The sequence below is a fragment of the Gimesia chilikensis genome, from assembly GCF_007744075.1.
GTDB classification, from domain to species: domain Bacteria; phylum Planctomycetota; class Planctomycetia; order Planctomycetales; family Planctomycetaceae; genus Gimesia; species Gimesia chilikensis_A.
Map to the genome: position 1 here is coordinate 4359538 of NZ_CP036266.1, position 20288 is coordinate 4379825.

The 20288-nt window shown below is 53.1% G+C and carries 14 protein-coding genes; 7 read left to right on the plus strand and 7 right to left on the minus strand.

Going from position 1 to position 20288, the window contains the following annotated elements:
* Positions 1-306 precede the first annotated feature (306 nt).
* Together HG66A1_RS16365 and HG66A1_RS16370 are read left to right on the plus strand one after the other, a co-directional pair.
* Positions 307-939: a sigma-70 family RNA polymerase sigma factor gene (locus HG66A1_RS16365; RefSeq protein ID WP_145186101.1), complete on the plus strand. Its 633-nt coding sequence runs from the start codon at positions 307-309 to the stop codon at positions 937-939.
* Positions 932-2134, plus strand: coding sequence for a hypothetical protein (locus tag HG66A1_RS16370; protein ID WP_145186104.1), 1203 nt, complete (start codon positions 932-934; stop codon positions 2132-2134). Before HG66A1_RS16365 ends, HG66A1_RS16370 begins: the two co-directional genes overlap by 8 nt.
* Before the next feature lie 25 nt (positions 2135-2159).
* Here HG66A1_RS16370 and HG66A1_RS16375 read toward each other — a convergent pair whose 3' ends face one another.
* Both HG66A1_RS16375 and HG66A1_RS16380 read right to left on the minus strand, forming a co-directional pair.
* The gene (locus HG66A1_RS16375) at positions 2160-2618 is read right to left on the minus strand and encodes a hypothetical protein (protein ID WP_145186106.1); all 459 of its coding nucleotides are present in this window, start codon (positions 2616-2618) and stop codon (positions 2160-2162) included.
* Between the two features lie 294 nt (positions 2619-2912).
* Positions 2913-4001, minus strand: a complete 1089-nt coding sequence (locus HG66A1_RS16380; protein WP_145186109.1) for a DUF1559 domain-containing protein — start codon at positions 3999-4001, stop codon at positions 2913-2915.
* Between the two features lie 655 nt (positions 4002-4656).
* On the opposite strand from HG66A1_RS16380, the gene HG66A1_RS16385 reads away from it, so the two are divergent.
* The 3 genes from HG66A1_RS16385 (at position 4657) to HG66A1_RS16395 (ending at position 7673) form a co-directional block, all read left to right on the plus strand.
* Entirely contained in the window at positions 4657-4926 is a 270-nt protein-coding gene (locus HG66A1_RS16385) for a hypothetical protein (protein WP_145186112.1), read from the plus strand.
* Between the two features lie 17 nt (positions 4927-4943).
* Positions 4944-5195: a hypothetical protein gene (locus HG66A1_RS16390; RefSeq protein ID WP_145186115.1), complete on the plus strand. Its 252-nt coding sequence runs from the start codon at positions 4944-4946 to the stop codon at positions 5193-5195.
* Between the two features lie 132 nt (positions 5196-5327).
* Positions 5328-7673: an arylsulfatase gene (locus tag HG66A1_RS16395; RefSeq protein ID WP_145186120.1), complete on the plus strand. Its 2346-nt coding sequence runs from the start codon at positions 5328-5330 to the stop codon at positions 7671-7673.
* A 166-nt stretch (positions 7674-7839) separates the two neighbouring features.
* On the opposite strand, the gene HG66A1_RS16400 is transcribed toward HG66A1_RS16395, so the two are convergent.
* Entirely contained in the window at positions 7840-8883 is a 1044-nt protein-coding gene (locus HG66A1_RS16400; protein WP_145186123.1) for a DUF1559 domain-containing protein, read from the minus strand.
* A gap of 604 nt (positions 8884-9487) precedes the next feature.
* Between HG66A1_RS16400 and HG66A1_RS16405 the strand changes: the two genes are divergently transcribed.
* Entirely contained in the window at positions 9488-11116 is a 1629-nt protein-coding gene (locus tag HG66A1_RS16405) for a sialidase family protein (RefSeq protein ID WP_145186126.1), read from the plus strand.
* A 103-nt stretch (positions 11117-11219) separates the two neighbouring features.
* Here HG66A1_RS16405 and HG66A1_RS16410 read toward each other — a convergent pair whose 3' ends face one another.
* The 3 genes from HG66A1_RS16410 to HG66A1_RS16420 all read right to left on the minus strand — a co-directional run bounded on the left by HG66A1_RS16410 (position 11220) and on the right by HG66A1_RS16420 (position 16665).
* Entirely contained in the window at positions 11220-11858 is a 639-nt protein-coding gene (locus HG66A1_RS16410) for a hypothetical protein (protein WP_145186129.1), read from the minus strand.
* A 34-nt stretch (positions 11859-11892) separates the two neighbouring features.
* On the minus strand, positions 11893-13230 hold the full coding sequence (locus HG66A1_RS16415; RefSeq protein ID WP_145186132.1) for a Gfo/Idh/MocA family protein: 1338 nt from the start codon (positions 13228-13230) through the stop codon (positions 11893-11895).
* Between the two features lie 324 nt (positions 13231-13554).
* The gene (locus HG66A1_RS16420; RefSeq protein WP_145186134.1) at positions 13555-16665 is read right to left on the minus strand and encodes a tetratricopeptide repeat protein; all 3111 of its coding nucleotides are present in this window, start codon (positions 16663-16665) and stop codon (positions 13555-13557) included.
* Positions 16666-16910: 245 nt separating this feature from the next.
* Between HG66A1_RS16420 and HG66A1_RS16425 the strand changes: the two genes are divergently transcribed.
* Positions 16911-18347, plus strand: coding sequence for a sulfatase-like hydrolase/transferase (locus tag HG66A1_RS16425; protein WP_145193809.1), 1437 nt, complete (start codon positions 16911-16913; stop codon positions 18345-18347).
* A 348-nt stretch (positions 18348-18695) separates the two neighbouring features.
* Here the strand turns inward: HG66A1_RS16425 and HG66A1_RS16430 are convergent, their stop codons facing one another.
* Complete coding sequence (locus HG66A1_RS16430) at positions 18696-20270, minus strand: hypothetical protein (protein WP_145186137.1); 1575 nt, start codon at positions 20268-20270, stop codon at positions 18696-18698.
* Positions 20271-20288 lie beyond the last annotated feature (18 nt).

Genomic DNA, 20288 nt, shown 5'->3' on the forward strand with positions numbered 1-20288 from the left:
CGACCATACAGTGTCAACGCGTAGAGGCGCAATGGACCGACGCACTTTACGGGTTTTCCGAAACTGCGTCTGCTTCATCGTACGACGTTACTTTGAGAGTAGCCTCAAATCTCCAAAACGCCGCCTTTTCTAAGATTTCATAATTGGCGAATTAGAAACATAAATAAAGCCAGACAACGCAACTTAGTATTATCTATTTTTCACAATTGTGTCACTGACAACCGTTTTGCCTTCTGTTAATATAATTTGTCCTGCAATAGAGGAGAAACGCAAAGTTACACTTATTGATCGGATGTCAGTGCCAGTATGAATATTCCTGAGGATTCAGAGCGATTTCAAAGCCCCTCTTCCCATCCATCAGGGGAAGTTGACACGGAGTCTTCGCCTCCCACGCTGGCGCGTCATCTGTCGCGAGAGGACTCGCGAGAACTGTTGACCGTGAACTGGTCCAAAGCCCAGCCTTCACTGATGGCATTTCTTCTCGCTTCAACCCCTCAGTTCTCGGATGCGGAAGATCTCCTTCAGGAAGTCGCCATCGAAATCTCCCGGCGTTTTGATGACTACGATACCGCCCGTCCGTTTCTGCCCTGGGCGCTGTGGGTCGTCAAAATAAAAATTGCCGACTTTTATCGCACACGGGAAAGGCGTCCTGTCAAATTCATTGGTGAGTCAATTGATGCCCTGGCCCTCGCCTGCGATCGAATTCAGGAAAATCTGACTGATGAGAAGTGGGCACTTGAATCATGTCTTAAAAAACTGACAGGTCGATCTCATCAGCTACTTCGATTGCGTTACTACGAAGGCCTGAAACCTCAGGAAATCAGTCATCGACTTGACATTCCTGCAGGGACGGTACGAACGGCTTTGTCGCGTGTACGTTCTGCACTGATTTCGTGTGTTAAAACCACCCTGGCGAATGAATCTCGATCTCATGGATGACACTAAGGCATACGAACTGATCGATGCGCACCTTGATCATCTGGAACTGACAGAGGAACAGTCAGACGAACTGTCGGCCTGGATCAAGGCCTGCCCTGAGAATACAGATGATGCTTTTTATCGGATTTTCCTGCACTCCTACCTGCGGATGCGATATCAGACAGGAGCCCCCGACCTGGGCTACGATCAGAATACATTAAACAACGCCAACATGGATTATGCTGACGAGGCGCTTGCTTTACCACCTCCGCCGCAAAAGTCCAAATCTGGATTACGTAATAAAATCATTCTTGGCGTTGTGATAACCTGCCTGTTATTAAACATCATTATTGCCGGAGTTCAGTTCGCCTTCAATCAGCCTCCGGTGCCTGAAGAAGTGGTACCTGACCTGCTGGCGTATGAACCCTTTGACTATCCGGCGACACCGTATACTGTCACTCGCGAAGGTGACATTATCTGGCCTGTAAGCGGGGGGCTGCATGGTCTGAATGGCGGACGAGGGTGGTCTGAACCGTGGCGGGAAACCAATTCGAAAGTAGCCATCATCGCCAGCTACGATGAAATAGACTTTCCCTGGGATTCCAATGATATGCGAAAGTTTGGTCCTTTGTCGTTCACCGACGAAACAGGACATTCACTGAAGATCCGGGGGAATCTGATGCGAACTGCAACCAGTCCCCGATCGATCACCGCCAGACGCTTTGATTTCCAGAATTTCCCTGCTTCTATCAAGGACAAGGCCGGCTTAGGACGTGACGGCAGTGTGGTCTGGTTCAGTTTTCTGGCTCAATCTTCCAAGAGCTCCGCGTTTCATAATTATTATTCGTACCTGGTAATTGGTTCAAAAGAAGTCTCTGGACTTCGGATTGGTAAACTGGGAGCCGCCCCCACTGGAAACTGGACTGCAGTTGGCCTGCTGACAGGAGCCGAGGTGAATCTGCAAACCAGCAATATCCCCTCTGGTCAGCCGGTCTTTCTGGTGGCCCGTATTAATTTCGAAAAAGGTCCGGAAGATTGCTTCATCTGGATCAATCCGTCCCTCGAAACCGAACCTTCAGAGGATTCCGCAACGATGCACCTGAAAGTTCCCGACTTTCGGTTCGATGGTCTGGCAATTCATGCCAACCATTCTTCCGACTTCGATGAGATCCGGTTTGGCACCACCTTTAAGGCGGTTGCCCCCATCTCCCAATAAGCCAGCCTGAACAGGTACTGTTCCTTTAAGGAGTCAGCTCGAAGTCAAAGTCCTTACTTGAGCTTTCATCGGTTACAGTAGCTCGCAGCGGAGACTTCAAGCGATTGCTGTACTGTTCCGGCAAAAGATGTTGACTCAGATTTTTTGCGCCTGGGTATCCGGAGTCCTCCGCCCCCTCCGGCGTCTTTTGGGGTACCTTTATCTTGGTTACTAACACGACATATTCCCCCAGTCCTGCTCCATCGTCCGCATCATAGGTAGTCAGCGAATATGTTCCTGTCGAGTCTGTTTTACCGGTTGCAACCGGATTGCCATCCTCTGAAACAAAATTGACAATCGCACCTTCGACCGGATTTCCTTTAAATGAAATTGTGCCGGATACTGGTGAAACCGGAACTCTCCCTTTCAGGTGTTCTGAAGAAGAACACCCCATCACCAGTAATATCAGGGAAAAGGCAATCCAGCGGATTCGGATTTGAAACATCGATAGAAGATCCTGCGCTTTTGTGAGTGTATTACGTGTTCAATCTGAAACGGGGACAAGCTCCCTTTTCAGATTGGGCAGATTGGAGGTAACGTCGGCGACTGCAAATCATTAACAGAAAAGAAGCAGTGTCGGGTAAACGGTCATTCGTTTGCTCTACAGCCCCTGAAATGACTGGTTCGACTTCTATAGCAGTCTCTAAATCGCCTCTCATGAACCATCGCGTTTTCGTTCTGAAGATGCTGAATCCCAATGGCTCTGGAGACGGACGCATTCGTTAACCCGGATCCCAGTCTAGTATTCTGCTATGACTTCACTTCCGGAAATGGAACCTAATGCGCCCCAGATCCCATAAGGACTTTTTCCAGCAGTCACAGAGCCAGACGTTGTATTGCCGGTATCAATGTTTTCACTGACAAAACGAACGGCTCCGTCTCCCATCAGGCAGTGGACACCGCCGGTGTGTCGACTGGACGGATCAAAAACACCATCAGCCTGGTCGCTGCTGCTGTTCAGGGCATTGGGAGTATTGGGGCCCAGAGTAGTGGTACAGCCGGTATAAGCTGGGGCACCATCTGCCCAGCGGGTTCCTGAAACGCGAGCAACACTGCCAATAATATTCCCGCTGGAATCGACCTGACCATAAATCAGAGAGGGATTGCCGCGAAATGCATCTCCAAAATTCATGGGCATGGCACCATCGCGAATGTTAGTAGAATTTGGTTGGGCCTTGACCCGTTCCGACATGGAGATGGTATTGCTCAATCCATCCAGCACATCCCGAAATCTGACGCAACGACCAAAAGTACCATCGTTCCCGCTATCGCCGATGGAGGAAAACATTCCCCTCAGGCCCCGACCTCCGTTGCCGGCCCAGCGATTGTTATCCTGTATGGAATCTCCCCTGCTGAAAACATAATTTGTGTCGGCCAGTTCTGCGGTCTGACTGGATTCCGGATCGGAGGGGCACAAAAACATGGGAATCTGTTGCCGAAATGGCAGATAATTCGTGTCCCAGGGGTTACCACCAAATGCAGCGTAGTTGGTCGTCCCATTGACGGCCGTTGCCGTTCCGCCACCTGCGATTAAGTTAAACAACGGAGCTTGTTCAAAGAAAGGAAGTAACGAAACATTGGCGCTGTAACGTCGTGAATAAGTCCCTGCGTCTGAAAGATTTGCGGCCATGGGCAGCACTCCGTATGTTTCGTGATAATTATGTAAAGCAATTCCGAACTGTTTCAAATTGTTTTTACACTGAGAACGGCGGGCTGCCTCACGAGCCTGCTGAACAGCAGGCAACAGCAATGCAATCAGGATCGCAATAATCGCAATCACAACCAGTAGTTCAATTAAAGTAAATCCAGATTTCCTGTAACTCAGCATCGAATCGAAACTCCACAAACAAAAATAAAGGCAGATTGATGTGTATCAGGAATTTCCCCTGAATCCGCCCGGGATAATCGCAGGTTCCCTCATGACCCAACATTCCATTCACTTACCTGGAGTGTTCCTGTAACACCCCCCTAATGGTATGTCGCTCTCACTTCCCGAACGTTACAGACTCGGGGTACTATTAATCTAAATTTAACAATAGTAAAGTTAAGAAAATCAGGCCTAGTGTTGCGCGCCAGGAGTCGTATCAAACTCACCCTGGCATGTCCTATCACACGAGTAACCCTGCTGTTATTTCCAATTGAAAACCACTTTGAGTCAGTAGTGTATCTGAATATTCTCCGATCATTTCAACGCGCGTAAGAATCATGGGTACAAGTCTGGTCAGTAGAAGATATCCACTCTTGACAGGCACGCGGTACACTCGGCGGACCGAAAAGGGGGCAGTATCCGAATCTAATCAGTTTACCTGAGTCAACAGGCGAGGCTGCCATTCTCAGTATGGCGGTTCGTGCTGCGTTAGGTGAGGAGCGGAGGACGACGATGAGCACAGAGCAACCGCGCAGGAACGTGAAGAATCTGCTTTCATTCTGCTTCGCTTCAGGTAAACTGAAGTTGTTGCTTCCCTGCTGATTGAGGTTGTTTTATGGCAGAAAAAAAGAAGGCCAGGCTCCTGCGGGCGATCTCGTATTTCGTGCTGCTGTTGCTGGTGATCTATGTATTAAGCATCGGACCTGTCGTTGCATTTTTGATTGATGCAAAGGGCAACGTGATCCACCCGGAATATGTGAATGGCTATTCCGCCTTCTATGCCCCGGTGCTTCTGCTGATTGATCATGTTGGATTCATACAGCGGTATTACTGGTGGTACGTCAATCTTTGTAATGGCTCAGAGATTCACATTGTCTATCAATAGCCAGGGTAAACGTGCACATGGCTGACAAGAAAGAGTCTAAAACCATCCGCTTTCCCGTATTCGTGGTACTGCTCCTGCCGTTGGGTTATGTTCTCAGCATAGGGCCTGTTGTTGCATTAATGACCGATTCCCAATGGAACATTACGTATCCTGAATATTACAGACTGGTAGAAGCTTTCTACACGCCTGTTGGTCTGATTGAAAACAGCAATGAAATGTTGCGATCCTGTTTTTCTGCTTACATTGATTTCTTCGTCCAGCGATTCTGAATGTCTTCCACTTCTCAACTGTTAAGATCATGCAGTTAGCGGGTATTTCTGCTGGACATTTCGTTTCCCATGGCTGACAATTGACTGACGTTCTCTTACCGCAGGCACTGTCTCTAATCAGGAGGTTCCTCCATGAGACCTTGGTTATCGTTCCTCGCTGTTGTCGTGCTGTCACTTCCCGTCTCTGCGATTTGTTCTGCACAGCAGATTGATCGTTCCCAGCTTCCGCTGCCCGATGCTCCCTTTAAAGGCAAAATCAATAAAACCTTCGAGGGTTCCGAGCAGGACTACCCGCAACCGGTCGCGCCTCCGCAGGGGGCACCGAATGTGTTGTTGATCCTGATCGACGACCTGGGTTTTGGACATCCTGCGACGTTTGGCGGGGCCATTCCGACCCCTGCCCTGGATCGACTGGCGGCCTCGGGAATTAAGTACAACCGCTTTCACACCACCGCCATCTGTTCGCCCACCCGGGCTGCGCTACTGACGGGGCGGAACCATCATCAAAGTGGCTTCGGCACAATCACGGAACTGTCGACGGGCTACCCCGGGTATCACAGCATCTGGCCGCGGAGCTGTGCGACGATTGCCGAGGTGCTGAAGGACAATGGCTACAGCACCGCCGCGTGGGGGAAGTGGCACAATACACCGGATTGGGAAACCAGTCCCATTGGTCCGTTTGACCGCTGGCCCACAGGGCTCGGCTTTGAATATTTCTATGGCTTTCAGGGGGGCGAAACCAGCCAGTTCTATCCCCAGTTGTTCCGCAACACCGTGCCGGTGGAACCGCCAGAAACTCCTGCAGAAGGGTATCATCTGACGGCAGACCTGGCAGACGACGCGATCGCGTGGATCAATCAGCAGCAGTCGATCAGTCCCGACAAACCGTTCTTTGTCTACTTCGCGACGGGGGCGACGCACGCACCGCTGCACGCCCCGGAAGAGTGGATCGACAAGTTTAAGGGGCAGTTCGATCAGGGCTGGGACAAGGTTCGTGAAGAAACGCTGGCCCGCCAGAAAAAGATGGGGGTCGTTCCCGAGAATACGAAACTCACCCCGCGCCCCCAGGAAATTCCCGGCTGGGACAGTCTGCCAGCCGACGCCCGTCGGCTCTACGCCCGTCACCAGGAGGCCTTTGCCGGTTTCCTGGCGCACACCGACCATCACGTCGGTCGCCTGATTGACGCCGTGCGTAAGTTGCCCGACGGCGATAATACGTTGATCATTTACATAGCCGGTGATAACGGCCCCAGCGCCGAAGGCAGTTTGACGGGAACCACCAACAACATGATGACTCAAAATGGCATCCCCGATACGGTCGAAGGGCAGCTGCATGAGATCAAAGAAATTGGTGGACCAAAACACGAGAATCATTACCCGGTCGGCTGGGCCTGGGCCGGCTCATCGCCGTTCCAGTGGATGAAGCGCGTTCCCTCGCACTTCGGAGGTACCCGCAACGGTCTGGTGATCTCGTGGCCTGCCAAAGTGAAGGACGCTGGTACGGTGCGGAGTCAGTTTCACCATGTCATCGACATCGCTCCGACCATCTATGAGGCGGCTGGAATTCCAGAGCCCAAGACAGTCGCTGGAGTCAAGCAGACGCCGATCGCCGGTACCAGTATGGCTTACACCATTTCCGATCCCAGTGCCGAAGGGCGACGCAAGACGCAGTACTTCGAGACCGGCGGGCACCGCGCCATCTATCACAATGGCTGGGTCGCAGCCGCCTTTCAGGGGGTTCCCTGGGAACTGACCGGTTCGAAAGGTTTCGACAATACGAAATGGGAACTTTATAACATCGAAGAGGACTTCTCCGAGGCGGTCGACCTGGCGCAAAAGCACCCCGAAAAGGTCAAGGAACTGCAGGCGATTTTCGATCAGGAAGCAGAAAAGTACAACGTCTATCCTCTGGATGACCGCTTTTCCGAGCGGGCCCTCAATCTCGAACGTCCCTCGGTCACTCGTGGGCGAACTATTTTCAGCTACGCGCCAGGCACCAATCGCATTCCCGAGGGGAGCGCCCCTCCGATCTATCAGCGGACCCACAGCATCACCGCGTCGATCGATGACGGTGATGACGCAGCCCAGGGCGTGATCGTGGCCGAAGGGGGTAGCGCGGGCGGTTATTCGCTGTACGTGGAAGAGGGCAAGCTGGTCTACGAGTACAATTTCTTCGGCAAAGAACGAACGAAGATCGTGTCCGCAGCGAAACTTCCCTCTGGTAAAGTCAAAGTCGAAATGGATTACCAGCAGAAACCGGTCACCAAAACGAATCCGGCAGTCGGCGGGACCGTGACGCTCTCCGTCAACGGCAAACAGGTGGCCCGGGGCGAAGTGCCACACGTTGTGCCTTCTCGCTTCTCCGCTACTGAAACGCTGGATATCGGGGCGGACCTTGGTTCGACGGTTTCAGAAGGCTACACGGCGCCACACGCCTTTAATGGCAAAATTGAAAAGGTGGACATTGAGCTCAAGTAAAAGTGCCTCGCTTAGCATGCGATCTCCTGCTTAGTCGTTGCGATGTTTTGTGGCGAGATTCCTTGCCAGGTGTATCTCGTGAAACCCGCTAGAAAAACAGCCTTCAGCTGGAGGTCCGCTGAAGGCTGTGAGTCTTTGGGATTAGCAAGTGAGTTGCTGTTGAGGATTAATACTCGCCGACGACTTCGCCGTCTTTGGGGTTGCAGAGGCGGCGGATGATGTGGACGTCGATGTTTTCCGACAGGAAGTGGACGCTGCCATCACCCAGCAGAGCGTGGCAACCGCCGACATGGGCACTGAAGGGTTCATCGTTGGGTCCGCAGTTATTGGTGGCCCAGGGACAACCTGAAGGGCCGTTAATCGGCGAACTGTTGTTATTGATGATGTTCTTGCGATTTCCGGCCGTCATGTTCGGAGGACCGGATACGCCACTGCCGTTATCGGGGTCAGCCCAGCGGTTGGGGGCACCGTAAGGTCCACCAAAGGTTCCGGGAACCACGTCGGCCGTAGCGAACAACTGTGTTGTATCCAGGCCGTTAGCACCGTTGACGATTTTCTGGGTCTGGTTGTAGTGTCCGGCGGTCTGGGTCGGGCGGTTGCCGTCTTCGATCACCAGAATGGTGTTACTTAACCCGTCGATGGAGGTCGTGATGGGATTGTAGGGTCCCAAAGCACCACAGCGGTCCGCGTTCAAGGCACCACTGCCACTCGGGTTTCGCAATCCGGTGGTCGGGTCGAGGTCGGTATAGGCAATCGGCATGTAGTCGGTGATTCCATAACCGAGGGAGTCGACCTGAGTCAGCGAACTGGAAGGACAGACATAGACCGGCAGCTTTGTCTTACACAACGGAGCATTGACGGCATTGGTATAGTGGAAGTTGAAGTTCCACTTCTGAGCCAGCGGCGCCTGGTCGGTGTAAGGCAGAATTGCGACGTGCATCGACACCGGCATCATGCGACGGGTAACGGCGCGTTCGTCGGTGTATTCACCTGATGTGGGAAACCGGGTATAGCTTGACTCGTAGTTTGCGATCGCGAGACCGATCTGCTTCAAATTATTTTTGCACTGTGAACGACGGGCGGCTTCCCGTGCCTGCTGAACAGCGGGGAGCAACAGTGCGATCAGAATAGCGATAATGGCAATTACCACCAGCAATTCAATCAACGTAAAACCTCTGTGGCTGACGCGCAGCCCGGACTGTGAACGCATAATCTTCCTTTCATTGGATGTAAAACCACCGCCCTCAATTAAAACGAATCGTCCAAGGGCAGATAAAACCTACGGCGTGTATAGACCGTGGGCGTCCAGGTGGCGGGTAGCAATGGCCGATGACGTACGTAAGGCGGGTGATCGAGGACCAGGTAGTCCCATGGCGGGCAGCTAAAGCCGAAAATGTACGGATGGCGGGTGATAAAGTTATTGGGCGTACCAGCGGCGGGTGGCAAGGACGGAAGGTGTCCAGGTGGCGGAAGCGAGTACCTTTTGGCGGGAAATTGAAAAGCCGGAGTCGCGGATTGATAATCCACGATTTCCGAATTTTTCCTCATTGTACGAGCCGAAATGAAGTCTTAATGTGCAATATGTGAATATTGGGTGAAGCAACTAGATGGGATAAGGGCACTCTGAATCCCTCTTAAAACGTGTTGTAAACACCATGCACGGTGCGGCTTTGTGGAAACTCGTGCACCGTGACTGTACCATGGACTGATGTTGTCGGGAGTGTTTGAGTACCTGTTTCCAGTTGGATATTTATAAATGACTTCCTGCCCCCTCCCAGGCGACACGATTTTTACATTTTCCAAAGGTTGCCACCATGAGACTTTCCCTGACGCTCACCTGCCTGCTGCTGTTGATGACCTGCGGTTCTCTTCATGCGGAATCGAAGGACACTCCCGTTGACACTGGAGAGTTGCTGAAGGATTTCGTTCATCCGCCGGTCAATTTCCATCCGGGTGCGGAATCAAATTCGGAGGCACGCAAATATCAGGGAATCCCCACGATTGAACGGACGCCCGGCGGTCGCCTGTGGGCGGGCTGGTACGCCGGACCGATTCATGAAGACCGCTTCAACTATGTGATGGCGGCGACCAGTGACGATGATGGCAAGACCTGGAGCGATTTGAAATTCGTCATCAACCCCGACGGAGACGGGCCTCGTCGGGCTTCGGATCCCTGTTTCTGGCTGGATCCCTCGGGCAAGCTGTGGCTGTTCTGGTGGATGAACGGGGGCGATCTGAACGTGACGATGTCGATCACGACCGAGAACCCCGATGCGGAAAATCCCACCTGGACCAAACCGCGGGCGTTGTTCCCCGGTGTGATGATCAATAAGCCGATCGTGACGAAGAATGGGGAGTGGCTCATGCCGGCTGCGATCTGGCATCAGGATGACAGCGATCGCGTTATGGTTTCAAAGGATCAGGGACGCACGTGGGCATTGCGGGGTGCCGCCAACGTTCCGAAGGACCGCCGGAACTGCGATGAACCGATGCTCGTCGAACGGAAGGATGGCTCTTTGTGGCTGCTGGTTCGCACCGCTGGTCACGGGATTGGTGAAGCGGTCTCTACCGATGGCGGCCGTACCTGGACCGAGGTGAAAGATCATCTGCAGCAGACAACGTCCCGTTTTCATATCCAGCGTCTGGCATCCGGTAATCTGTTGATGATCAAGCACAATGGAATCGATGAACGGGCCCGCGGGCGGAATCATCTGACTGCTTATCTCTCCGATGATGACGGCAAGTCGTGGAAAGGCGGGTTGCTGCTGGACGCACGGGACACGGTTTCTTACCCGGATGCCACCCAGGCCCCGGACGGTACGATCTACGTGATTTATGACTGGAACCGTGCGGATGAGAAACATATTCTGCTGACGACATTCACGGAAGCCGATGTGCTGGCCGGGAAGTATCAGAGTTCTGCGGCGCGTGAGCGGGTGCTCATCAACCATGCGACGGGCGTTAATCCGAAGCCCTGGCGGAAGAAGCAGCGAGTCACATCTTTGAAAAAGAATGAAAAAGGTGCCGCACTGCTTGAGGAGTCGGGTGCACAGTTGAAACCTGTGAAAGGCGAAATGCGCAACGTGAAGCTGGGCGAGGTGATCTTCAGTAACCGCAGCTATGCCTTTCACGACAAGCTGCCTCGTTTTCTGCAAGGCGGGCAGTTTGTCTTCAGCCCGATGGAGCAGACCGAAGTCGTCTGTACCTCACCGGGCGTGGTTTACGCAGTAACTCCGCTTCCGGACCGTAACCAGGATAACGTGACGGACGAATTACAAAAGCAGGGATTCGAACTGGCGGCGGTTCCTGAATTCGTACTGTTCCTGATGCCGGGCGGACGCGAGATTCCCGGGAATGTCTGTTCGGTCTATCAACGCCGGGTGGCGGCCGGTGATCGGATCAAGTTCGGTAAATGGGGCGTCGTGATCACAAAACCGGAATGATCGTAGAGATTATTGGTCTCACAACGCGAACCTGATCAGCCCCTGGCGGCCGGCGGGGATCACGTCTCCGATCACATCCTGGCGACTAAAGTCACTTTCTGTGTTATCGAGAGAGATTGCGATAGAATGTGTCGCGGATGTTTTGCATTGACTGCCAGATGTTGGCTTTCATCTCCTGCGGCGAAACGCAGGCGAACAGATAGCCGGTCCCGGTTGATTTGTCGGTCCAGGTCTGGATGCTCAGATTCAACGTTTGCGGTTTCTGGGTAACGAACGGTTCCGTCCAGTCAACCTGTGCCGCATATTCTGTGAGACCCTGCGGGTAAATCTTCTGAGGATCGACGGGGGTGGCTTTGGTCAGTTTGCAGGTAAAGCCGCTGGTATCGATTTCCTTCTTCCGGCTTTTGAAGATGGCACTCGACAGTCCCTGATAATAGGTGAGTAATTCGCGTTCGATGTTTTTTTGTGTCAGCTCTGTGCCGGGGTCGAGTTTAAATACGAAGAAGTAGGAGAAAAACGAATTCGATTTTTCCTGAAACATGCCCGGCGAAAAGCGGGCTTCTTCGATTCCCTTGAACTGCATTTCCCTGGCGAAGGAAGGGGGCAGCGGAATCTGCTCCCCCCTCCAGCCAGCTGGTACTGTGATATTCTTCGCCAACTCGGTATCAGCGGCCAGCACGGCGCTGGCTCCAGACAGAATTACCATTAAAACAGCAAGACGGCGGAGATTAAAAAACTGCATACGAGGCGTTTTCTATCTTGAGGAATACAGGAGTCTAGATCGAAGCGATTTCGAAGCCGGTGCGGTAGTCCCGTGTCAGGTATTTGTTGGCAGCCGAGTTGTTGGTGATTTTGAGGGCTTTGCCATCGAATTCGAGGGTTTCGCCCGGGAAGTATGCGGCTACGTTGCCTAACTGCACGGCTTCGGTCAGATGGCCGCCGTATTCAAACCCGTCGCTGGGCTGTTTTCCGGACAGGCAGCCATCGACCCAGCCGTGATAATGATCGAGACCTTCTACCGGCTCGATAGTCATACCTTCGATGTTGACGAACGGCATGCCGACGTGGGGCAGAATCAAGTTGCCTTTTTCACCGACAAAGATCGAACCGCCGCCTGGCAGCGACTGGCCGGGTAACAGTTTGGCGATTCCATTCGCAGGACGCCGACCACCATCGTACCAGTTAATAGGCAGACTGCGACCAGCGGTATACTGCGTACCGGGGATGATGTATTTGATGGTTTCCTGGGCGGGCCAGACTTCATCATTCATGCCGGTGTGTTCCGAGTGGACGCTGATCGGGTCACCTGTAATTTTGAGGGCCGTGTAGACCGGATCGAGCAAGTGACAACCGAAATCGCCGATGGCTCCGGAACCGAAGTCCTGCCAGTCTCTCCAGGTGAAGGGATGGTAGACCCGGTTTCCGCCATAGGGACGCATCGGGGCGACGCTGACCCAGAGGTTCCAGTCGAGTGTTTTGGGGACGGCTTCATTTGTCTTAGGCGGTTCGAGCAGACCACTGCGTCCGTGTCCGGTGGTGCCGACCCAGGAATGCACGGCTGATACTTTACCGATGACGCCATCCTGAATCGCTTTCACTCCGGTGCGATAAGCGGAGTGCGAATGGATCTGGTTCCCCATCCGTGTGATGACGCCTGATTTTTTGGCCTGCAGTCGCATCTGGCGGGCTTCCCACACTGTACGTGTCAGCGGTTTCTGGCAATAAACGTGCTTTCCGCGTTGCATGGCGTCCATGCTGATGATGGCGTGGGTATGGTCGGGAGTAGAAACCGAGACGGCATCGATTTTATCACCCAGCTCATCCAGCATTGCTTTGTAATCCTGGTAGATGGGAGCCTCAGGTGCCAACGGTTTGACTTTTTCTGTTCGCGCCAAATCGACATCGCAGAAGGCGACGCATTTCACTTTATCGTGGCTGGCGATGAGCTTGATATCAGAATACCCTTTGCCATCGGTGCCGATGCCCGCAAACTGCAATTGCGAGTTCAAATTCTGTCCGCGGACAAATGCCGGTGCGGCGAAAGTGGATGCGGCTGCAGCAGCAACGGTTGTTTTCAAAAAATCGCGACGGGTCGTCTCTTTGGAGGAGGTCATGATTGCGGGCTTCCTGTTGATTCAAGTCGTGGGATGTATTGGGGGTCAGAATCAGATTCTGATTAGTGTAGAATAATGATTATAGCATAAACTGCTTGTGATACGTCAATTGAGTCTGCATCATGAAGTGTGAGCAAATTTGGATTTCGTTCTGGATCATTTTAGATCAGTAAGTTGCGTCCACCATGCGATTGATTCACTTTGATGATGAGCGTGAAATCAATGGACTGTCAGAACCATTTTGAATCGCAGTTGAGTTGAGCCGATTCCTGGGGAGTCTCAAGCCCGGGTGCGCGGTTAGCAGTACTCGATTAGAGCATTGAATCAATTGAGTTCATCAGCGCTGGTGACTGCTTGCCGATTGAGAGATTCCTCTCGGCCGGTGAGTGTCTGGATACGGGACAGCTCTTCACTCCAATCTGATTTCGAATCATCGGTCAGCAGGGGAAGCAATTTTTTGATGGTTCTCTCAGCCGCTGGATAATTTCTGACACTGATCAAGGCGGTCGCCAGGACGGAAAGCGATTCTTCCTGCATGACGGGAGACGCGTTGGCAATTCGTGCGTGCTGCAATGCCTGTTTGGCCAAAGCGGGTTCTGATTCATCGGCTGTATCGAGCAGTAAACGCGCCAGTTCGCGGTGGGCATCCGGATAAGATGCATTTTTAGCGATGGATTGTTCGAGATCTGTTCTGGCGGAGTCCAGCTCATTCAATTTGAGAGAGGCCATGGCCCGATCAAATAAGGCGTCGGGAGAATCGGGAAACAGTTCGAGTGCCTGGGTGAAGTCCTGAATCGCTTCCGCATATTGATTTAACTCTGCCCGCACACGGCCGCGTGTCATCCAGGCACAAAACACGGTTTCATCCTGCTTGATGGCTTCTGTAAAGGCCTGTTCCGCTGCTGCATATTCTTCAGCGTTTTGATAACACTCGCCTAATAAGAAGTACGTTCCAAAACTGACCGAGTCGGGGAATTGTTCCATCGCGACTTTCAAGACCTGCGCTGCCTTGTGATAGTCTTTCATCGCTTTATAGACGACTGCTTTGCCGTAAAAGGCGGACTCTTTTTCGGGGGCACATTCGATTGCGGTTTTGTAATCATTCAGTGCCGCCTGGTGGGCTCCACAAATCAGATGCAGATGAGCGCGTTCCTCATACAGTTCAGCGGCTTTGGAATTCCTCGCACACTGGCCGTTCAGATAGGCGATGTTCATTTTATTCAGCCCATCAGAATAAGAGGCCTCCTCATTCAGCAACGTAAGCAGCCCCGTTGACAATTCATCGTAGATTTTGCTTTTGTTTTTAAAGAGCTGCCAGACCATGCCCTGCCTGGAATCAGCATTTCCCTGTTCCATTTTTCTAGTATAAGTAAACCGGTCAATGTCGCTGGGATGGGTGTCTGATTCGTCAGTGGGTCGGTTGATGATTTGAACCAGCATATACTCGATCTGATCCAGGGCCTTTAAAGACGGGCGTGCATTCACCGGCCCGAAACATTTCGATGCCTGTTGTGCCTGAAGTACTTCGGAGACACCGCGATTCATCCAGTAGTCATATTCGACTGAGCGACGGACGACATGGCGTAAACCTTTTTCAAATGAGGCGGCTCCATAGGCTTTGACGGCCACCCGATCGGCCAGTATCTCCTGCAGTCTGCTGGCACCGAAGGTGATTCGGGAAAAGACGCGGTAGTAAAATCTCAAAAATTGAAAGGCGATGTGCCACCAGCGAATCTGGCGTCGACTGGCCACGGATTGAGCAAAGCGTTGCATCGCAATATCAACGCGCATCGCTGTTGCGCCGCCTGCTGTATCCCGGTTGAGGAAGTGCCCATATTCATGAGCCAGAATGCAGGAAAAGGCATCGACTGAGAGACCGTCGAGAACGCCCACTCCTAAATAGAGAATCCGGGTGCCCTTGTCTCTGAATCGTTTCAGGACATTCCCCTGCTCTGAAACTGCGATGGTCGTTGACTGCAGGAGACGAATCTGATCGACGGGCCGGGTGCCAACTTTCTCGGCGACTTCTTCGACCAGCGCCCAGAGACCGGGCTGCTCTTCTTTCGAAATGATTTTGCCCGGGATTTCCCGATTGATGCCGACAAAGCAGGTCCAGATCCCGCTGCAGGCAGTCCAGATCGATCCCAGACTCAGGATAAAGACGAGGGCCACCAGCCACAGGTTCAAGTAAGGGACATTGAGCAGGGCATAACCCAGGGTGAGAGGGACGGCGAGGGAAACGACGACCAGCAGTGGTAAGGAAATATAGTAATAGACGCTGGCGATTTGCACTAACAGCCGATAGGCGGAACGTAAACTTTGATGCCCTTCCAGCGCCTGGATTATGTTTTCCTTTTGCAGAATGCGTACGATTCTGGATGACATGAATTTGCCTGCTACGTACAAGAAGGCTAAACCAACGAGCCAGGCGAGGACCACGTATAATGTGAACCAGGCGTATTCCCAGATCCAGCGTTGCTGATCAATTGCCATTTTCAGCCACTTCGCAATGCTCGCTTCAGGAACTCCCATTTCTTTGGCTTTCAGGAACTGCTGCTCAGCGGCTTTCCAGTTTTCATCCTTGAGGTCAGCAATTCCCTGAAAATAGTAAGTGTGTTTATCGTTGGGAAACTTCTGTCCCATCGAGGAGACCACACTGCGAAATTCGGTATTGTTCTTGTCTTCTAACGAAAATTTGGCAAGCGCAATCCAGGGAGTCGGATTATTCACGTTTTTCAACGTTTCAGCGCGTGCCAGATTCTGGGCACGTCTCCGGTAGGGTTGCAGCACACTGAAGGGCGCATTCCCCTGCTCTAACGTGGAAACGGCAGACATCAAATTTGACAGCGAGGGGTTCTGCTGTAATTGGGAATCTATAATGGCCTGCGCCTGACTGGTATTTCCTTTCTGGAGCAGTTGTTGTGCATTCTGCCATTGGCCTGTCGGGGCGGGAGAGATCCCCGCATAGACGCGCGTGGCGGGAGTCTTGCCAAATTCGACTCTGGGAGGAGCAGGATTCGTATTTCGAAAGAGCGGGTTTTTATAATGCGAAATTTGATTTGCAGAGCGATTCGTTGAAACGGCGGGGTTTTGCCCAGAGTAGTTGGGCCGCCCCATGTTCGGATTTGCTGGATTTCCCGGGCGCGTCACGGTCCTGGAATTATAGCCTGAACGATTGCCTCCCGGATTGGGAGTGCCCGGTCGATTGACCCGCGGACTGGGAGTGCCGGGACGATTACCGTAACTCGGTCTGGGAGAAGAGGGGCGATAACTTCTGCCTCCCGGACTCGGTGCAGAAGGTCGCGAGAACCCGCCCCCGGAAGGGCCTGACGGAGCAGATGGAGCAGACGGGCCAAACTGAGCATGGCCCACATTATTCAGTCCCAGCAAGAGAGCTGTTGCTAGCGGGATGATGATCTTGAACGAATGAACCACGCTGTTTCTCCCAACCAGTAAGATAGCAGTAATGAATCAATGTCCCCTTATACTACTGGCGAAATATATACACGTCTACACGATGTCGTGTATTTGATTCGATTTTTTGAAACTGGAAAAATGGCCTGCTCTGTTAATCTGATAATGTGAATCAGGGTCGGGCACTGATATGATCGAAGCAGGCGATCCTGATTTCCAAGGGACGTCTCTTCACCACACAGCCACCAGACAGAAAAGAGTTAATGATGGGGAATCGACGTGTTTTTTCAGCAGTCATCGGAGCCGTTTTTTGCCTGTTCGTGTCAGGAGTCTCCCTGGCGGCGAAGGCGGATAGTTCCGAAAAACCGAACATCATTCTGGTGATGGCTGATGATCAGGGCTGGGGCGATACCGGCTATAATGGCCACCCGTTTGTCAAGACGCCTGAACTCGATGCCATGGCGAAAGAGGGATTCGTGTTTGACCGCTTCTATGCTGGCGCGCCGGTCTGTTCACCGACCCGGGCCAGCGTGATGACCGGGCGGAATCCGAATCGGGCCAAAGTCACCAACCATGGTCGCTACATGCGTCCGCACGAGCAGACCATTGCCGAAACGTTGAAAGCGGCTGGATACGTCACCGGTATTTTCGGCAAAGTGCACCTGGGTTCGGGACAGCCCGACTCGCCCTGCAATCCGAGTGGCATGGGATTCGATGAATGGGTGATTGGTCTTAACTTTTTCGACAACGATCCCTACCTGAGCCGGATGGGAAAGATTGAACATCGCAAGGGGAAGGGTTCGGTCATCCTGATGGATGATACGCTCGAATTCCTCAAAAAACACAAGGATGGTAAACAGCCGATCTTCACGGTCGTCTGGTTCCCTTCTCCGCACTCCCCTCACGCGGAAGTGCCGGATGGCCCCAGCCTTTACAAAGGCAAACCGCAGGCGGGGTACTACCGCGAGATTACGCTGCTGGATCAGCAGGTCGGCCGTCTGCGACGCGCGCTGCGGGAGATGGACATGGCGGAGAATACCATCGTCTGGTACTGCAGCGATAACGGCGGGCTGAACAAAGCGACTTCCGGGGGCCGTGAGAAAAAGGGGAGCATCTACGAAGGGGGACTGCGGGTACCGGGGATCATCGAGTGGCCCGCTAAGAAACTCAAGGGGCGGACTGCGGTCCCTGTGGCGACCTTTGATATCTACCCAACCCTGCTGGCGATGGCCGGCGTAGAGTTGTATGCCCCACATCCGCTGGATGGTATGGATGTGAGCGGCATCATTGCGGGTTCGGTGACCGAACGGAAGAAGCCGATGGGGTTCTGGCACCATTTACAGGGCGGGCAAGGGACGCGGAGCGACCAGATTCAGAAAGCGATCATGGAGAAGCAGCAGGCCGGTGCCCCCTTACCCCATGATCCGGTCCGCATGCGGAAAGACGTGGACGAATTCCCCCAGTTTCCCGAAGAGACCACGACCGGGCACGCTGCCTGGACGGACTGGCCCTGGAAACTGCATCGGATCAAAGGGACGAGATTCGAACTCTACAATCTGAGCGATGACCCAATGGAGCAGACCGATCTTTCCAAAGATCCAGAACAGGCCGAACGGGTGAAGCAGATGAAACAGGAGCTGAATGCCTGGATGCGGTCTGTGATTCGCAGCATTAATGGGAAGGATTATCAGGAACAGGATTAAACAGGGGAAAGACCTGATTTCAGACTAACAGGGATCTGAGGAGGAAGATCGTATGTCGCAAAATAAAGAATCAAGAATAATTCGTGTTTTGTGTTATACTGTTCCAACTTTGTTGATGGCTTATATATTAAGTATTGGGCCTGTGGTGGTGTTAGTAGAAGATTCAGCAGGGAATCTCCCACCGCAATATCATGCACCACTAAGATCTTTCTATGCTCCTGTAGTCTGGGTGATTGAACGGAATCAATATTGCAAAAAACTCTATGCAGAGTATCACAGGATGTGCAGTCCCCATTATTAAAGTCCCTACGCATTTCGTATTGTAAATCTACGGTGGGTCCTTTTTGCTCAGAGCGGTTTATAAATCATGCGTGCGCCGTAGAGGTACCAGCGTCTGGTGTCTGTCTGCCAGCCGCGGAGGGTGAATAAACCGCAGCGCCAGTAGTGATCGAATCCGCCACCGTGCACGTAGCAGGTGGCGCTCTTACTCAGGTAGTAGTAGTCGCCGAAATTGTGGTGCCGCAGTGTGTCGCTGCCGAGACGCGAAGTTTTCTGTGCATGCGGCACTGAGTCCACTCCCTGATTGACATAATCCTGGGGGAGTGCCAGCAGTGGATGCGCCGGATCGAAGGTCAGATTCTTCATATAATTCCGTTCGCGATCACCGCCGACGGTGCCGTTATCGGTCTGAATCTCCTGCGTGATACCGGTCGGTCGATACGTGCCGCTGGTCACGTCGCTGGCGTAATCACGCAGGTTGTCGCAGACGTACGCCTGACCGTTTTTGAAGTTCAGCCCATCGATATAATGCCAGACATTGCCCCACAGATTCTCCATGTAACGGTATCGCACGGCACAGCGGTAACTGGCGTCCGCTCCGCCGCCGTTAGGTGGGGTGTGGCCCGACGGGGTCTGCAGGCTGTCGGCCCAGCCGGTTTTCTGGGCGGCGCCGCCGAGCATCATGTCCATGGTCGTGTCGAGCGATGGTCCATCGAAGTAGATGGATGTCATGCCCTTGCGGGGCATATCCGACTCCACTCGCATAATCGTCCGTTCGTTCGCCAGCACGGAATGCTGATCATTCCAGTCCACCATTTGGATTGCCGACCCGACGAACAGTTTCTGAGACAGGTACGAACTCCAGTCGCTGACGACGAACCGGTTGGTGTTTTTCTCTGCCAGCGCGCAGCGCAGCCGGGCACCACGTGAGGGCTGCAGGATCTTTCCCCAGCCGCCGCCCACCGCGGCCTGACTGTCGCGGGTGGCATATTCGACCAGGAACAGGTTATGCAGCAGATTCAACGTGCGGAGATCGAGAATTCCATACCCTGGCCCGTTGGCCCGCGCAAAGCTGCGATATTCGGGCCGTGTGCCATCCGCGGTAGGATAGACGCCCGAGATACTCAGCATTTTCCCATCGCGGACGTGGGCTTCATAGGCACTGACATAGATCGCCGGCAGCTCTCGCCCCTCTTCTACGAAGGCTGGATCAACGACAAAGCCGGGTAGTGGCTTATCACTGACAAAACGGTATTCATACCCGTCCTTCACATACCGCAGGGCATAGTGCCGGGGGATTTCCACGAAGACATTCCCATTGCTGCCCGTCAGGGAGAAGTCGGATTCGCCGGCATAGGTCACCGTGGTGCCCCCCTGTTCCCGTTGCAGGACATTACAGAGCCGCATCTGGCTGAAGGGCGGAATCTGATCGAAGTCGGTCGGCTGGAGGCCCCTGGCTAATCCGATCCGTTCGCAGGGTGCGAGATAGTCTTTGACTTCGTCGTCGATGAGTTTCCACCGGACGCCGTATGCGGCGGGGATGGCAGGGCCGGCAGTGTCATCGGCCGGGCACCTTGATTGCTCGGTAGATATCACGAGCAGTATGAGAGAAAACAACAGGTGTAAGCAGTTTTGTCTAGTCATCTAATATATCTGTTGGTT

What these genes read in the sequence shown, in the direction of transcription:
- HG66A1_RS16390 (WP_145186115.1), top strand. Translation starts at nt 4,944, where the DNA reads ATGGCTGACAAGAAAGAGTCTAAAACCATCCGCTTTCCCGTATTCGTG.
- HG66A1_RS16370 (WP_145186104.1), top strand. Translation starts at nt 932, where the DNA reads ATGGATGACACTAAGGCATACGAACTGATCGATGCGCACCTTGATCAT.
- HG66A1_RS16380 (WP_145186109.1), bottom strand. Translation starts at nt 4,001, where the DNA reads ATGCTGAGTTACAGGAAATCTGGATTTACTTTAATTGAACTACTGGTT.
- HG66A1_RS16365 (WP_145186101.1), top strand. Translation starts at nt 307, where the DNA reads ATGAATATTCCTGAGGATTCAGAGCGATTTCAAAGCCCCTCTTCCCAT.
- HG66A1_RS16405 (WP_145186126.1), top strand. Translation starts at nt 9,488, where the DNA reads ATGAGACTTTCCCTGACGCTCACCTGCCTGCTGCTGTTGATGACCTGC.
- HG66A1_RS16385 (WP_145186112.1), top strand. Translation starts at nt 4,657, where the DNA reads ATGGCAGAAAAAAAGAAGGCCAGGCTCCTGCGGGCGATCTCGTATTTC.
- HG66A1_RS16410 (WP_145186129.1), bottom strand. Translation starts at nt 11,858, where the DNA reads ATGCAGTTTTTTAATCTCCGCCGTCTTGCTGTTTTAATGGTAATTCTG.
- HG66A1_RS16375 (WP_145186106.1), bottom strand. Translation starts at nt 2,618, where the DNA reads ATGTTTCAAATCCGAATCCGCTGGATTGCCTTTTCCCTGATATTACTG.
- HG66A1_RS16425 (WP_145193809.1), top strand. Translation starts at nt 16,911, where the DNA reads ATGGGGAATCGACGTGTTTTTTCAGCAGTCATCGGAGCCGTTTTTTGC.
- HG66A1_RS16400 (WP_145186123.1), bottom strand. Translation starts at nt 8,883, where the DNA reads ATGCGTTCACAGTCCGGGCTGCGCGTCAGCCACAGAGGTTTTACGTTG.
- HG66A1_RS16430 (WP_145186137.1), bottom strand. Translation starts at nt 20,270, where the DNA reads ATGACTAGACAAAACTGCTTACACCTGTTGTTTTCTCTCATACTGCTC.
- HG66A1_RS16415 (WP_145186132.1), bottom strand. Translation starts at nt 13,230, where the DNA reads ATGACCTCCTCCAAAGAGACGACCCGTCGCGATTTTTTGAAAACAACC.
- HG66A1_RS16395 (WP_145186120.1), top strand. Translation starts at nt 5,328, where the DNA reads ATGAGACCTTGGTTATCGTTCCTCGCTGTTGTCGTGCTGTCACTTCCC.